The 13,328-nt window shown below is 73.5% G+C and carries 13 protein-coding genes and 2 tRNA genes; 14 read left to right on the top strand and 1 reads right to left on the bottom strand.

Annotation, left to right across the window (positions count from 1 at the left end; translation table 11 throughout):
• The first annotated feature begins 114 nt into the window (after positions 1-114).
• The 6 genes from obgE (at position 115) to ACZ4WV_RS30345 (ending at position 7,048) form a co-directional block, all read left to right on the top strand.
• Entirely contained in the window at positions 115-1,590 is a 1,476-nt protein-coding gene (obgE, locus tag ACZ4WV_RS30370) for a GTPase ObgE (RefSeq protein WP_465751845.1), read from the top strand.
• Positions 1,591-1,910: 320 nt separating this feature from the next.
• Entirely contained in the window at positions 1,911-3,047 is a 1,137-nt protein-coding gene (gene proB, locus ACZ4WV_RS30365; RefSeq protein ID WP_465751844.1) for a glutamate 5-kinase, read from the top strand.
• 164 nt (positions 3,048-3,211) lie between these two features.
• A complete protein-coding gene (locus ACZ4WV_RS30360; protein WP_465751843.1) occupies positions 3,212-3,736 on the top strand; it encodes a hypothetical protein in 525 nt (174 codons plus the stop codon).
• Between the two features lie 127 nt (positions 3,737-3,863).
• Positions 3,864-5,186, top strand: a complete 1,323-nt coding sequence (locus tag ACZ4WV_RS30355) for a glutamate-5-semialdehyde dehydrogenase (protein WP_465751842.1) — start codon at positions 3,864-3,866, stop codon at positions 5,184-5,186.
• 90 nt (positions 5,187-5,276) lie between these two features.
• Positions 5,277-5,858 carry an SCO2584 family spore wall biosynthesis protein gene (locus tag ACZ4WV_RS30350; protein WP_465751841.1) on the top strand — a complete coding sequence of 194 codons (582 nt, stop codon included), beginning with the start codon at positions 5,277-5,279 and terminating at the stop codon, positions 5,856-5,858.
• Between the two features lie 128 nt (positions 5,859-5,986).
• Complete coding sequence (locus ACZ4WV_RS30345; protein ID WP_465751840.1) at positions 5,987-7,048, top strand: SCO2583 family membrane protein; 1,062 nt, start codon at positions 5,987-5,989, stop codon at positions 7,046-7,048.
• A 124-nt stretch (positions 7,049-7,172) separates the two neighbouring features.
• On the opposite strand, the gene ACZ4WV_RS30340 is transcribed toward ACZ4WV_RS30345, so the two are convergent.
• The gene (locus ACZ4WV_RS30340) at positions 7,173-8,240 is read right to left on the bottom strand and encodes a M48 family metallopeptidase (RefSeq protein ID WP_465751839.1); all 1,068 of its coding nucleotides are present in this window, start codon (positions 8,238-8,240) and stop codon (positions 7,173-7,175) included.
• A gap of 250 nt (positions 8,241-8,490) precedes the next feature.
• Between ACZ4WV_RS30340 and ACZ4WV_RS30335 the strand changes: the two genes are divergently transcribed.
• The 8 genes from ACZ4WV_RS30335 (at position 8,491) to ACZ4WV_RS30300 (ending at position 13,325) form a co-directional block, all read left to right on the top strand.
• Complete coding sequence (locus tag ACZ4WV_RS30335; protein WP_465751838.1) at positions 8,491-8,637, top strand: hypothetical protein; 147 nt, start codon at positions 8,491-8,493, stop codon at positions 8,635-8,637.
• Between the two features lie 153 nt (positions 8,638-8,790).
• Positions 8,791-8,946 carry a hypothetical protein gene (locus ACZ4WV_RS30330; RefSeq protein WP_355669510.1) on the top strand — a complete coding sequence of 52 codons (156 nt, stop codon included), beginning with the start codon at positions 8,791-8,793 and terminating at the stop codon, positions 8,944-8,946.
• 124 nt (positions 8,947-9,070) lie between these two features.
• Positions 9,071-9,703, top strand: coding sequence for a nicotinate-nucleotide adenylyltransferase (nadD, locus tag ACZ4WV_RS30325; RefSeq protein WP_465751837.1), 633 nt, complete (start codon positions 9,071-9,073; stop codon positions 9,701-9,703).
• 90 nt (positions 9,704-9,793) lie between these two features.
• Entirely contained in the window at positions 9,794-11,611 is a 1,818-nt protein-coding gene (locus tag ACZ4WV_RS30320; protein ID WP_465751836.1) for an LCP family protein, read from the top strand.
• A gap of 153 nt (positions 11,612-11,764) precedes the next feature.
• Entirely contained in the window at positions 11,765-12,223 is a 459-nt protein-coding gene (rsfS, locus tag ACZ4WV_RS30315) for a ribosome silencing factor (RefSeq protein WP_465751835.1), read from the top strand.
• On the top strand, positions 12,220-12,870 hold the full coding sequence (locus tag ACZ4WV_RS30310; RefSeq protein WP_465751862.1) for a histidine phosphatase family protein: 651 nt from the start codon (positions 12,220-12,222) through the stop codon (positions 12,868-12,870). The genes rsfS and ACZ4WV_RS30310 overlap by 4 nt, the downstream gene beginning before the upstream one ends.
• Positions 12,871-13,136: 266 nt before the next feature.
• Positions 13,137-13,209 (top strand) — tRNA-Ala (locus tag ACZ4WV_RS30305).
• 43 nt (positions 13,210-13,252) lie between these two features.
• Positions 13,253-13,325 (top strand) — tRNA-Ala (locus ACZ4WV_RS30300).
• Positions 13,326-13,328: the final 3 nt, after the last annotated feature.

Below are 13,328 nucleotides of genomic sequence, written 5' to 3'. Positions count from 1 at the left end.
GGACTCCCGAGTCGCCTAGGGGACTCACAGCGAAGGGTGGGCCGGAATGTTCCGGTCCGCCCTTCGCGCTTTACCCAGCAGACAAGCAGACTCATCCGTACTGGAGGCACACCCATGACCACCTTCGTGGACCGCGTCGAACTTCATGTCGCCGCGGGTAACGGGGGCCACGGCTGCGCCTCCGTGCACCGGGAGAAGTTCAAGCCGCTCGGCGGCCCGGACGGCGGCAACGGCGGTGAGGGCGGCAGCGTCATCCTCACCGTGGACTCGCAGGTCACCACCCTGCTCGAGTACCACCACTCGCCGAAGCGCAAGGCCACCAACGGCAAGCCGGGCGCGGGCGGCAACCGCACCGGCGCGGACGGCGAGGACCTCGTCCTGCTGGTGCCGGACGGCACCGTCGTCCTGGACCGCAAGGGCAACGTGCTGGCGGACCTCGTCGGCCACGGCACCAGCTTCGTGGCCGCCCAGGGCGGCCGCGGCGGCCTCGGCAACGCCGCGCTCGCCTCGGCGCGCCGCAAGGCCCCCGGCTTCGCGCTGCTCGGCGAGCCCGGCGAGGCCCGCGACATCGTGATGGAGCTCAAGTCCGTCGCCGACGTGGCCCTGGTGGGCTACCCGAGCGCCGGCAAGTCCTCGCTGATCTCGGTGCTCTCCGCCGCCAAGCCGAAGATCGCGGACTACCCGTTCACCACCCTGGTCCCCAACCTCGGGGTGGTCACCGCCGGCGACACCGTCTACACCATCGCCGACGTGCCGGGCCTGATCCCGGGTGCCAGCCAGGGCCGCGGCCTGGGCCTGGAGTTCCTGCGGCACGTCGAGCGCTGCTCGGTGCTGGTGCACGTCCTGGACTGCGCCACCCTCGAGCCCGGCCGCGACCCGCTGAGCGACCTGGAGACCATCGAGTCCGAGCTCGCCGAGTACGGGGGCCTGGAGGACCGTCCGCGCCTGGTCGCGCTCAACAAGGTGGACGTGCCGGACGGCCAGGACATCGCCGACCTCACCCGGGCCTCGCTGGAGGAGCGCGGCTACCAGGTGTTCGAGGTCTCCGCCGCCTCCCGCAAGGGCCTGCGCGAGCTGAGCTTCGCCGTGGCGAAGATCGTCGCCGAGGCGCGGGCCGCCAAGCCGGCCGAGGAGTCCACCCGGATCGTGCTGCGGCCCAAGGCCGTGGACGACGCGGGCTTCACCATCACCGAGGAGGACGGCGCCTTCCACATCCGCGGCGTCAAGCCGGAGCGCTGGGTCCGCCAGACCGACTTCTCGAACGACGAGGCCGTCGGCTACCTCGCCGACCGGCTGGCCCGCCTCGGCGTCGAGGAGCAGCTGTGGAAGGTCGGGGCGCAGGAGGGCGACACCGTCATCATCGGTCCCGAGGAGAACGCCGTCGTCTTCGACTGGGAGCCGACCATGGCCGCCGGCGCCGAGATGCTCGGCCGTCGCGGTGAGGACCACCGGTTCGAGAACCCGCGCCCGGCGGTCGACCGCCGCCGCGATAAGCAGAAGGGCCGGGACGCCGCCGAGGCCGAGTTCCTCGCCTTCGAGGCGCTCTCCAGCGGCCGCCAGGCCGCCATCGAGGGCGACGACGAGGAGTGACGAGGACCGGCGCGAGCCGGCGAGCACCACTGAGCCGAGTGCTTACGCGGACGGCCCCGCCACCTGACAAGGGTGGCGGGGCCGTCCGCGTCGTTCGGCGTCCCGGCCGTTGGTGGGTGACGCACCTTACGATCTGATGTTTGGTCAGCGACCTTGGAATTCAACGGATTTGGTGGCCCGGTGGTGGCGAGGCCGGGGCCGGGCCGGGTCCAGCCGGTGGAACGCGCCGCGGGCGACCTGCGCGGATCGCGTAGATTTCGGGATTGACGGCCGGGCCCGGCCCGCCGCACCCGCACCACACCGGAAGGGCGTACAGCGAGATGAGCGAGGACTCACTGCGGGAGGAGGTGCTGACCGCACGCCGGATCGTGGTCAAGGTCGGCTCCTCCTCACTCACCACGGCGGCCGGTGGCCTGGACGCCGACCGGGTCGACGCCCTGGTGGACGCGCTCGCCAGGGTGCGCGCGCGCCCGGCCGCCCCCGAGGTCGTCCTCGTCTCCTCCGGCGCCATCGCCGCCGGGCTCGCCCCGCTCGGCCTCGACAAGCGCCCCAAGGACCTGGCCCGCCAGCAGGCCGCGGCCAGCGTCGGCCAGGGGCTGCTGGTCGCCCGGTACACCGCCTCCTTCGCCCGGTACGGCCTCCGGGTCGGCCAGGTGCTGCTCACTGCCGAGGACGCCAGCCGGCGCGCCCACTACCGCAACGCGTACCGCACCCTGGACCAGCTGCTGGCGATGGGCGCGATGCCGGTCGTCAACGAGAACGACACCGTCGCCACCGCCGAAATCAAGTTCGGGGACAACGACCGGCTGGCCGCCCTGGTCGCCCACCTGGTCCGGGCCGACCTGCTGGTGCTGCTCTCCGACGTGGACGGCCTCTACGACGGCGACCCGGCCAAGCCCGGCACCAGCCGGATCGCCGAGGTACGCGGCCCGCACGACCTGGACGGCATCGAGATCGGCAGCGCGGGCAAGGCCGGCGTCGGCACCGGCGGCATGGTCACCAAGGTGGAGGCGGCCCGGATCGCGACCGGCGCGGGCATCCCCGTGGTGCTCACCGCGGCCAGCCACGCCGCCGACGCGCTGGCCGGACGGCCCACCGGAACGCTCTTCCGGCGCACCGGCAGCCGCACCTCCGACCGGATGCTCTGGCTGGCCCACGCGAGCAGCCCGCGCGGCGCCCTGCACCTGGACGCGGGCGCCGTGGAGGCCGTCGTCTCCGGCGGAGCCTCGCTGCTGCCGGCCGGGGTCACCAAGGTCGACGGGGACTTCGCCGCGGGTGATCCGGTGGACCTTCTTGCCGAAAACGGCCACATCGTGGCCCGCGGACTGGTCAACTTTGATGCGAGGGAGTTGCCCCGCCTGCTCGGCCGGTCCACGCGTGACCTGGCCCAGGAGTTCGGCGCCGCGTACGAGCGCGAGGTCGTCCACCGCGACGACCTGGTCGTTCTGCGCGGCTGATCGGCCGATCGACCGGCACCGGCCGTTCGGCGGAGCGCGGCCGGCGGGCCGCTCCGTACCGGGAGCGGCCCGGCCGCGGCGAGGTGGGGCGCAGCCGTACCGGTCGGCGGTGGGCCGACGGGCCGGTGGGGGACGACACGACATCGCCGAACAGGAGGCCGCCGGTGGAACGCAGGCGCGAGGCAGCGCTGACCGGAGGGACGGCGGGCCGGCGGCTGACCAGTATCGACGGCGGGCGCGCAGACGGCCCCGCCGAGCAGGCCGGTCCGCCGCCGCAGGGGCCCGGCGGGGTGCGCGGGGTGCGACCGCGGCGTGCGGAGTCGGCGGAGCCGCCCAGCGTGCCCGAGCAGGCGCGGCTGTGGCACGTGGTGCTGAGCGTGGCCGGGCAGGCCACCCCGCTGTCCGCACTGCGGGCCTCGCTGGAGCGGCTGGCGCACGACCACTCGTTCTTCCTGACCGCCCGCTACGCGGCCGACCACGCCGAGATCCGGTACTGGGAGCAGGCCAGGGACCTGCACGACGCGGCGGCGATCGCGCTGCGGCTGTGGGGCGAGCACAAGGTGACCGCGCAACTGCCGCCGTGGGAGATCGTCGGGCTGGAAGTGGTCGACCGGGCGACGTACCACAAACGGGTGGCGGAGGGCTTCGGCGATCCGCCGCCGCAGCTGGGCGGCGTGCACCCGTACTGAGGCCCGGCGCGTCCGCTGGGCTGCGGCTACCGGCGTCGGGGGCCGGCTACCGAGGTCGTCCCGGCGCGGCTGTTCGGATGGCGAAACGACCGCGGGCGGGGCGGGCGCAGTCGCTACCCTTGGCGGCATGACCAGCGACCTCGCCACCGCCGACAGCCCCGTCCTCGCCGTAGCGCGCCGTGCCCGGGAGGCGGCCGCCGTGCTCGCCCCGCTGCCGCGCGGCACCAAGGACGCCGCGCTGCTGTCGATGGCGGACGCGCTGGTCGCCCGCGGCGCCGAGATCATCGAGGCCAACGCCGAGGACGTGGCCCGGGCCCGCGCGGAGGGCACCGCGGAGTCGGTGATCGACCGGCTGACGCTGAACGAGGAGCGGATCGCCGCGATCGCCTCCGACGTGCGCGACGTGGCCGGCCTGCCCGACCCGGTCGGCGAGGTGGTGCGCGGCTACACGCTGCCGAACGGCCTGGACGTGCGCCAGGTGCGGGTGCCGCTGGGCGTGGTCGGCATCATCTACGAGGCCCGGCCGAACGTCACGGCGGACGCCGCCGCGCTCTGCCTGAAGTCCGGCAACGCGGTGCTGCTGCGCGGTTCCGCCTCGGCCTACCGCTCCAACACGGCGATGGTCGCGGTGCTGCGGGACGCCGTCGCCGCGGCCGGGCTGCCGGCCGACGTCGTCCAGCTGGTCCCGGGGGAGAGCCGGGACTCGGTGCAGGAGCTGATGCGTGCCCGCGGCCTCGTCGACGTGCTGATCCCGCGCGGCGGCGCCTCGCTCATCCGCGCCGTGGTCGAGGGCTCGACCGTCCCGGTGATCGAGACCGGCACCGGCAACTGCCACGTGTACGTGGACGCGCAGACCGACCTGGCGATGGCCGTCGGCATCCTGCTGAACTCCAAGGCGCAGCGGGTCAGCGTCTGCAACTCGGCCGAGACGCTGCTGGTGCACCAGGACGTCGCGGACGCCTTCCTGCCGTTGGCGCTGGCCGCCCTGGCCGAGGCCGGTGTGACGGTGCACGGCGACGAGACGGTGCTCAAGGCCGCCGAGGGCGGCGCCGCCACCGTGGTGCCGGCCACCGAGGAGGACTGGGGCGCGGAGTACCTCTCGTACGACCTGGCGGCGGCCGTGGTGCCCTCGCTGGACGCCGCGGTCGAGCACATCCGCCGCTGGTCCTCCGGCCACACCGAGGCGATCGTCACCACCTCGCAGGCCGCCGCCCGCCGCTTCACGCAGCTGGTCGACTCGACGACGGTGGCCGTCAACGCCTCCACCCGGTTCACCGACGGCAGTGAGTTCGGCTTCGGCGCGGAGATCGGCATCTCCACCCAGAAGCTGCACGCCCGCGGTCCGATGGGCCTGCCCGAGCTGACCAGCACCAAGTACATCGTCACTGGTGACGGGCACGTCCGCGGCGAGGCGACGCAGACCGTGGGCGGGGGCGCGGAGGCCCGCTGACCGGGGTGCGCGGGGCGTCCGTCACACGTGTGCCGGACCAACTGCCGTGAGCCACAGACAAATCGCCCGGCCGGTAATACGCTGAACCCCGTGGCTGACGATGTGGGGGGCTTGCCGTACCCCGACGGCGCCGACCACGGTGGTGCGGACGACGAGTTCGCCACCGTGGTCTTCGATGAGGCCTTCGTCCGGTCCGCCGCCGTGCACGAGCCGACCGCCAAGGAGCGGCAGCTCGCCGCGGCCGAGGCGCGGTTCGAGCTGGACACCGCGGGACCGGGCTGGGGCTACGACGTCCCGGCCGGCGACGGGCTGCCGCTGGAGCTGCGCCCCTACCCGAGCGGACTCGACGAGGACCACCTCTACCCGGATCCGTGGTCGGGCCCGGGTCGGGCGGGCGGCCGCTGGTCCCGGAGCCGGTGGCGCAGTGACGATCCGGTGCGCCCCCGCGGGCGGTACGTGGCCCAGCAGCGCTGGCACCGGCCGGTGGCCTGGGTGCTCGCCGTGATCATGGGCGTGAGCCTGGTGGCGGTGGCGGTCGCGGCGATCTCCCAGGGTGTGGGCGGCTCGCCGGGTGCGCCCCGGCGTCCGGGCTCCGGCAGCAGCAGTGCGGGGCTGGGCCCGCGGCCCGTCCCGGCGGAGCCGCCACCGGTGGTCACCGCGCCGGCCGGATAGGGGCGTCGGACCGCGCCGCCGGGTCCGGAGCCGGGGGGCGTACGCCCGGGGCGGGTGGTCACGCGATGCCCCCGGCAATCTGCGCAGGGGCCCTCGTAGCGGGGCCGGTGTGCGCCTACCCTGGTGTCATGGGTGACCCGCGCGAGCCTCCTGAGGGTACGCCCGAGGGCGGTTCCGGCAACGAGGACGAATTCCGGTCCGTCGTGTTCGACGAATCGTTCGTGCGGGCTGCCCGAATCCAGGAGCTGTCCGCCCGCGAGCGACTCGGGGGGTCCTTCGGCAAGGCCACCCGGGCGCGGGTCCGGCTCGGCCCGCTGGGCACCGTCCCGCGCCAGGCGCTGGCCCTGCTGCTGCTCGTCCTGCTGGCCTTCGGGGCGGCGGTGTACTTCGGGGTGAACTCGCCGAAGGGCGTTCCGGCACGGCCGGAGGGCAGTCAACTGACCGTCAGCCTGGTCGCGTTGAGCCCCGCTTCGGCCGTCCACCCGGTGGCCGACCCGGCGAACCCGTTCGCCGCGCTGCCGGCTGGCTACGGCGACGGGACGATCGGGCTGAACACCCCGGCCGGTGCCGCCACCGAGCACTTCAGCCGGGTCGAGGTGACCAAGGCGCTGGACACCGTGCAGCGCTACCTGGCCGCCTCCTCGCTGTCGCCGGCGACGGTGGTGCAGGGGGACACCGCGAACGTCCGGGCCTTCGTCACGCCGGGTGAGCAGGCGGCGTTCGACGCGAGCGTGGCCCAGCCGGTGGACGACCGGCACCACGCCGTGACGGGCTGGCTGGTCCGCTTCGACCCGGCGCAGGTCGCCCTGGCCTCGGACACCGTGAAGGTGGTCGGTGCCATGCGGATCGACGAGGCGGACAGCGGAACGCTCCAGATCACCACCGACCACACCTTCGTCTACGCGCTGAAGGCGGCCGGGGCCCCGGCCGGGGCGCCGGTCACCCTGGAGACGGTGCGGCGGGAGCTGACCTTCCAGTTCGACCGGGTGGACCTGGCCTCGGCGCAACTGCGGCTGGTGGACTCGGTGGTGCAGGCCGGGCCGGCGCCGTGCACCGCCTCGATGGCGGGCTTCCTGCAGCCGGTGCTGGCCACCGCGCAGGGCACCGTGGTGGCGCCGCCGCCACCGGTCGACCCGGGCAACCACGCGCGGCCGGCCTGGCAGGTGTGCGGGGTGCTGGGAGGAGGCTGAGCGGCCGTGACGGCGCGGCGGCCGCGGCCGGGTGGCGACCGCCCGGGGTGGCGACCGCGACGGGTGGCGACCGCGACGGGTGGCGACCGCAGCCCGATCGCCGGGCCGCGGTCGCCGTGCGGGCTCAGCTGCCGTCGCGGTCCGCGGCCGAGCCGCGGTTGCCGTTGGTGAAGGTGCCGCCCGTGAAGGTGTCGCGCAGCTTGCCGCCGACGGTCGCGGCGCCGCCGGCCACGTCCCGCAGCAGGCCCATCAGGGGGTCCTTGCTCTCCTTCACCGAGGTCGTGTAGTGCTCGGCGGCGGCCTTCCACTGCTCGCCGACCGAGGCGTCCCGGTCGTCCGAGCGGCGCGGGTAGGCGCCGGCCAGGATCGAGCGGTACTCGTCGCTCTCCGCCCACTTCTTCAGCTGGGCGACCCGGACCACCGCGAACGGGTGGGTCTGCGGCAGCAGCTGGAGCAGCTTGAGGACGCCGTCGCGCAGGTCCCCGGCCTTCTCGTACTCCTCCGCCTGCTCCAGGAAGGCGTCGACGTTCATCTCGGCGAGGTCGTGCCCGCCGGCCAGCTTCATCAGGGCCCGCATCGACGCGTGGAGGTCCTGCCCGGCGAGCAGGCCGGCCCGGTCGCTGGACAGCTCCGCCTTGCGGAACCACTCCTTGAGCGCCGTGACCAGGGCCATGATCGCCAGGTTGCCGAGCGGCACCCAGGCGATCCGGGTGGCGATGTTGGTGAGGATCATCAGCATCGTCCGGTAGACGGCGTGGCCGGACATCGCGTGGCCGACCTCGTGGCCGATGGCGAAGCGCAGCTCCTCCTCGTCCATCAGCTCGACCAGGCCGCTGGTGATCACGATGATCGGGGTGTCGATGCCGATGGTGTACGCGTTGGCCGTCGGGTCCTGGGTCACGTACAGGTCCGGCACCTGCTCCAGGTCGAGCGCGTAGGCCGCGTCCCGCACCATGTCGTACAGCTCGGGGAACTGGCGCTCGGAGGTCTTCACGGCGGTGGCCAGGAACATCAGCCGGATCGCGCGCTCGGAGACCAGCCCGGCGAGCTTCTTCAGGACGTCGTCGAAGCCCGACAGCTTGCGCAGGGCGACCAGGGCCGAGCGGTCGGCGGGGTGTTCCCAGGCCCGGGTGGAGATCTCGGGGAAGCGCTGGCGGCGCCGGCTCGGGGTCTTCTCGAACGTGTCGGTCATGGTCTGAGTACCTCCTGGTCGAACGGCGGTCCCGGCACGGCGCCGGCCCCCCGCTGCTCTTCGCCTGCAACGACTGTCTGTGCAACGTCCGCGGTTGCGTACTCGTCCCCCGGGGCTCAGCGTAGACGGGGGGCGGACCGCGCCGCAGGGGCCGGTGGGCGGCGCCGGTGTGAGGCGGGTTTACCCTGAATGCCCTGGAGAACCGAGACCGGACCCGGCCGCGGTACCGAGCAGTTCGAGGAGCCCTCAGATGTCCACCGACGCGCTGGTCAGCCTGGCCGCCCCCATTTCCGGCGAGTCCGGCCCGGGCCTGTTCCTGCGGATCATCGTGATCGCGTCCTTCGTCGGGATCGGCCTGCTGGTCTGGGCCATGGCCCGCGCCTTCCGCGGCCAGTAGCCGGCCCGCCCGCCCCCGCGGGCTCACGCCCGGTCAGTGGCAGTGGGCCGCCGAGCGGTTGCCGCGTGACCCCCCGTACGATGACGGGTGGGCCCTCACCGGCCCGGAACCACCCCCAGGTCCGTTCACCGAGCCGAGAAGGTCCCGCCGACCATGAGCACTGCTGCCGCACTCCCCGTTCTGAACCTGCTCGCCGAGGGCGAGGGGGGCAACCACGACAGCCTGAACCCGGCCCTGACGGGTGGCGCCGCGCTGTTCATCCTGCTGCTCCTGCTCTTCATCACCACCCGCTTCAACCGGGACCGCTGAGCCTCGTCCACGGACCGCTCGGGGAGCGTCCGGCCACCGGGCCGGCCGCTCCCTCACGCATCTGCGGGCAACCCCCACACGGCCGTTCCCGCACCGTAACGGGTGTCGCGTAAGGTGTGGCGGCATGGGAGAGCAGGCCGGGATTCCCGGCGGACCGGAACCGGTGAAGAAGCGCCTCGGCGTGATGGGCGGGACGTTCGACCCGATCCACCACGGCCACCTGGTCGCCGCCAGTGAGGTGGCGAGCGCGTTCCACCTGGACGAGGTGATCTTCGTCCCGACCGGACAGCCCTGGCAGAAGAGCGACCGGCAGGTCAGCCCCGCCGAGGACCGCTACCTGATGACGGTCATCGCCACCGCCGAGAACCCGCAGTTCTCCGTCAGCCGGATCGACATCGACCGCGAGGGTCCGACGTACACCGTCGACACCCTGCGCGACCTGCACGCGCTGCACCCGGACGCCGACCTCTTCTTCATCACCGGCGCCGACGCGCTCGCCCAGATCCTGTCCTGGCGCGACTCGGACGAACTCTTCTCGCTGGCCCACTTCATCGGATGCACCCGCCCGGGGCACACTCTGTCGGACGCCGGACTTCCGGTGGGCGGGGTCTCCCTGGTGGAGGTCCCGGCGCTGGCCATCTCCTCCACGGACTGCCGCAACCGGGTCGCCAAGGGCGAGCCGGTCTGGTACCTCGTCCCGGACGGCGTGGTCCGCTACATCGACAAGCGGGCGCTGTACGCGCCGCACGGGACCTGAGCCGGGAGTGCCAGTGAGCGAGCGCAGCGAGCGAGCCTGTGGAAGGTGCGCGTTTCGCGGAGCGACTGCCGTGCGTAGCGAGGTGGGAGCGTGAGCGGGGGTAACGGTCAGCAGCCGGAGGAGTGGACCACCGGGCAGCACCAGCAGCCGTACCAGGGCTATCCGCAGCAGGGGCACGAGCAGCCGGCACAGTACGACCAGTACGACCAGTACGACCAGTACGACCAGTACGGGCAGCCGGTGTACGGGCAGGGCCCCTACGCCGGCCACCAGCAGGGCTACCAGGAGCAGCCGTACCAGCAGCCGTACCAGGAGTACCCGCAGCAGCAGGGCTACGCGCAGCCGGCGCAGTACGACCAGTACGGGCAGCCGGTGTACACCCAGGACCCGTACGGCGGCTACCAGCAGCAGGGGTACCACCAGGGCTACCTGCAGCCGTACCCGGACGCCGCGCCGCCGGTCGCCGAGCCGCAGTCGCAGCCCGGGGCCGCCGCCCCCGCAGCCCCCGCCGTCCCGGCGGAGCCCGCCGCGCCCGCCGCCGTGCGGCCGCCGCGCCCGCGCACGTCCCGGCCGGCCGCCGAGGCGGCCCCGGCCAAGCCCGAGCCGCCCTCCGAGCAGGTCTCCGGTGCCCGGTCGGGCAAGGCCGGTTCCCGGGCGCCCAAGGACGCCTACGCCACGGGCGAGTTCACCTTCGTCGACGAGGAGGCGGAGGAGTCCGAGGACGTCATCGACTGGCTGAAGTTCGCCGAGTCGCGCAGCGAGGTGCGCGCCGAACGCCGCCGCAAGCTGCGCAACCGGCTGATCGGGCTCGGTGTGGCGGTGGCGCTCGTGGCGGGCGGCGTCGGCGGCTACCTGTGGTTCACCGGTGACAAGCCGACCGCGGCCGCCGCGGCCGGCGGCCGCCAGGTCAACGTCGTCCACCTGCGCGACCTGCAGGGCAAGGTGTCCACCGCGCTGCTGGTCAACGACGCCTCCGGGCACAAGGGCACGGTCCTGCTGCTGCCCGACAACCTGCGGCTGCCCGGCCCGGGTGACCCGCCGGTCACCACCGTCGGCCAGGCCATGGACGCGGTCGGCGCCTCGGCGACCCGCGACGGCCTGTCCACCGTGCTGGGCGCCCCGGTGGCGGGCACCTGGCGGCTGGACACCCCGTACCTGGAGATGCTGGTCTCCCAGCTCGGCGGTGTCCGGGTGGACACCAACGCGGAGACCCACGAGGGCGGCAAGCCGGACGGCAAGCTGCTGTCCGCGGCGGGCAAGAACACCCTGCTCAGCGGCAAGGCGGCGGTCGCGTACGCGACCCTGCAGGGGCCCGGCGAGAACCGGGACGCCCAGCTGGCCCGCTTCGGGCAGGTGATGGACGCGGTGGTGCGCACCATGCCGACCGAGTTCAAGGACGCCAAGGACGACGTGCACCGGATGAACGCCGTGCTCGACCCCTCGCTGCCCGAGGACGCCCTCGCCGGGGTGCTCGCCCAGCTCGCCCAGCAGGCGAAGGACGGCCACCTGGGCACCACGGCGCTGACCGTCAAGCCGGACGGCAGCCTGGACGAGGCGACCGCGGGCAAGCAGGTCAAGGACGTGCTCGGCGGCACCGTGAAGTCCGCGGCGGCCGGCGGCGCGGCGGCCCGGGTCTCGCTGCAGGACGCCACCGGCAACGACGCGGCCGCAGCCGCGGCGCAGGTCCAGATCGTCAACGCGGGCCTGACCTTCATCCCGGGCGGAGCCAAGACCGCGGCCCAGGCCACCAGTGAGATCCGCTACACCGACGACGCCCGGCAGGCCGCGGCGAAGTCGCTGGCGACCAGTCTGGGGCTGCCGGACTCGGCGGTGAAGAAGGTGGGCGACGCCCAGAACGCGGACCTGGTCGTCGTGCTCGGCAAGGACTACCAGCCGCCCAAGCAGTAGCCGTCGGCCGGTCCGGGCCGGGGCCCGAGCCCGCCCGGCGCCGGTGGGCCCGGAAAAACGGTTCCGGGCCCACCGGAGCGGCGTGAGATCCTGGAAGGCGACCCCCGGCCGTGTGCCGGGGCCGCCCCAAAGCCGCCGAGCCGGAAGAACACCGTGACCGTCACCGACCACAGCCAGCAGCTCATCACCGTCGCCGCCCAGGCGGCGGCCGACAAGCTCGCGCACAACATCATCGCCTTCGACGTCAGCGAGGTGCTGTCGATCACCGACGCCTTCCTGATCGCCTCCGCGAACAACGACCGCCAGGTCCGCTCGATCGCGGAGGAGATCGAGGACCAGCTGCGCGAGCAGCTGGACATCAAGCCGGTGCGCCGCGAGGGCGAGCGCGACGGCCGCTGGATCCTCCTCGACTACCTGGACATCGTGGTGCACGTCCAGCACTCCGAGGAGCGCTCCTTCTACTCGCTGGACCGGCTCTGGAAGGACTGCCCCGAGCTGCCGCTGCCCGAGGACGCCATGGCCTCGCGCAACCGCCCCGACGCCATCACCGACGAGGCCGGCAACGCCGTCGCCCCGGCCGACGACTTCGGCAAGCCCGAGGACCTGCACTGAGCCGGGGGGCGCGGGGGCCGCGCATCGTCTTCTGGCGGCACGGCCAGACCTCCTGGAACCTCGAGTCGCGTTTCCAGGGCACCACGGACATCGAGCTGACCGGCCAGGGCGTGGTGCAGGCCCAGCGCGCCGCCCGGCTGCTCTTCGGCCTGCGCCCTGACCTGCTGGTCTCCTCGGACCTCAAGCGCGCCCGGCGCACCGCCGAGGAGCTGGCCAAGGTCACCGGCCTGGACGTGCAGCACCACGAGGGCCTGCGGGAGACCTTCGCGGGCTCCTGGCAGGGCCTGACGAACGCCGAGATCCGCGAGCGCTACCCGGAGGAGTACGCGGCCTGGGCGGCCGGGGAGCCGGTGCGGCGCGGTGGCGACGGCGAGCTGTCCACGGAGGTCGCCGACCGTTCGGTGCCGGTGGTGCTGGAGGCGGTCGCCAAGCTGCCGGAGAACGGCACGCTGGTCGTGGTCAGCCACGGCGGCACCATCCGCACGATGCTCGGGCAGCTGCTCGGCCTGGAGCCGGGGCTGTGGGAGTGCTTCGGCGGGCTGTCCAACTGCTGCTGGTCGGTCCTCGGCCAGGGTGCGCGCGGCTGGCGGCTGCTGGAGCACAACGCGGGCACCCTCCCGCAGCCGGTCATCGGCGACGACACCTGACGGCACCCAGCGACACCCGACGGCTCCGGCCGGGGGCGGCACCGGCCGGTGCGGGTCCTCGCGGGCTACTCCGAGAGCCTTCCCGGGAAGGCTCTCGGGGCCTGCTCCGGAGGTCGCGGGGGAACGGCGGGGGAACGGCGGTGGGGGCAGCGGTGGGGGCCCGGGCGGGGGTGGATTTCGCAGTTCCGGGCCTGACCGGCTAGAGTCTTCCTCGTTCGCACGGAGGGAACGCGGCCCGGGAGGGAAGCGGGGGATCCGGTGAGTGCGGGGCTATAGCTCAGTTGGTAGAGCGCTTGCATGGCATGCAAGAGGTCTGGGGTTCAATTCCCCATAGCTCCACTCCGCATCGGCGGTCGTGGAAATCCAGGGTCGTCCGTGTCGCGGGGCTATAGCTCAGTTGGTAGAGCGCTTGCATGGCATGCAAGAGGTCTGGGGTTCAATTCCCCATAGCTCCACAG

The organism is Kitasatospora sp. NPDC029312, from assembly GCF_055569215.1.
The sequence above is the reverse complement of the archived record's forward strand: the minus strand, read 5'-3'. Positions and strand labels throughout refer to the sequence as shown.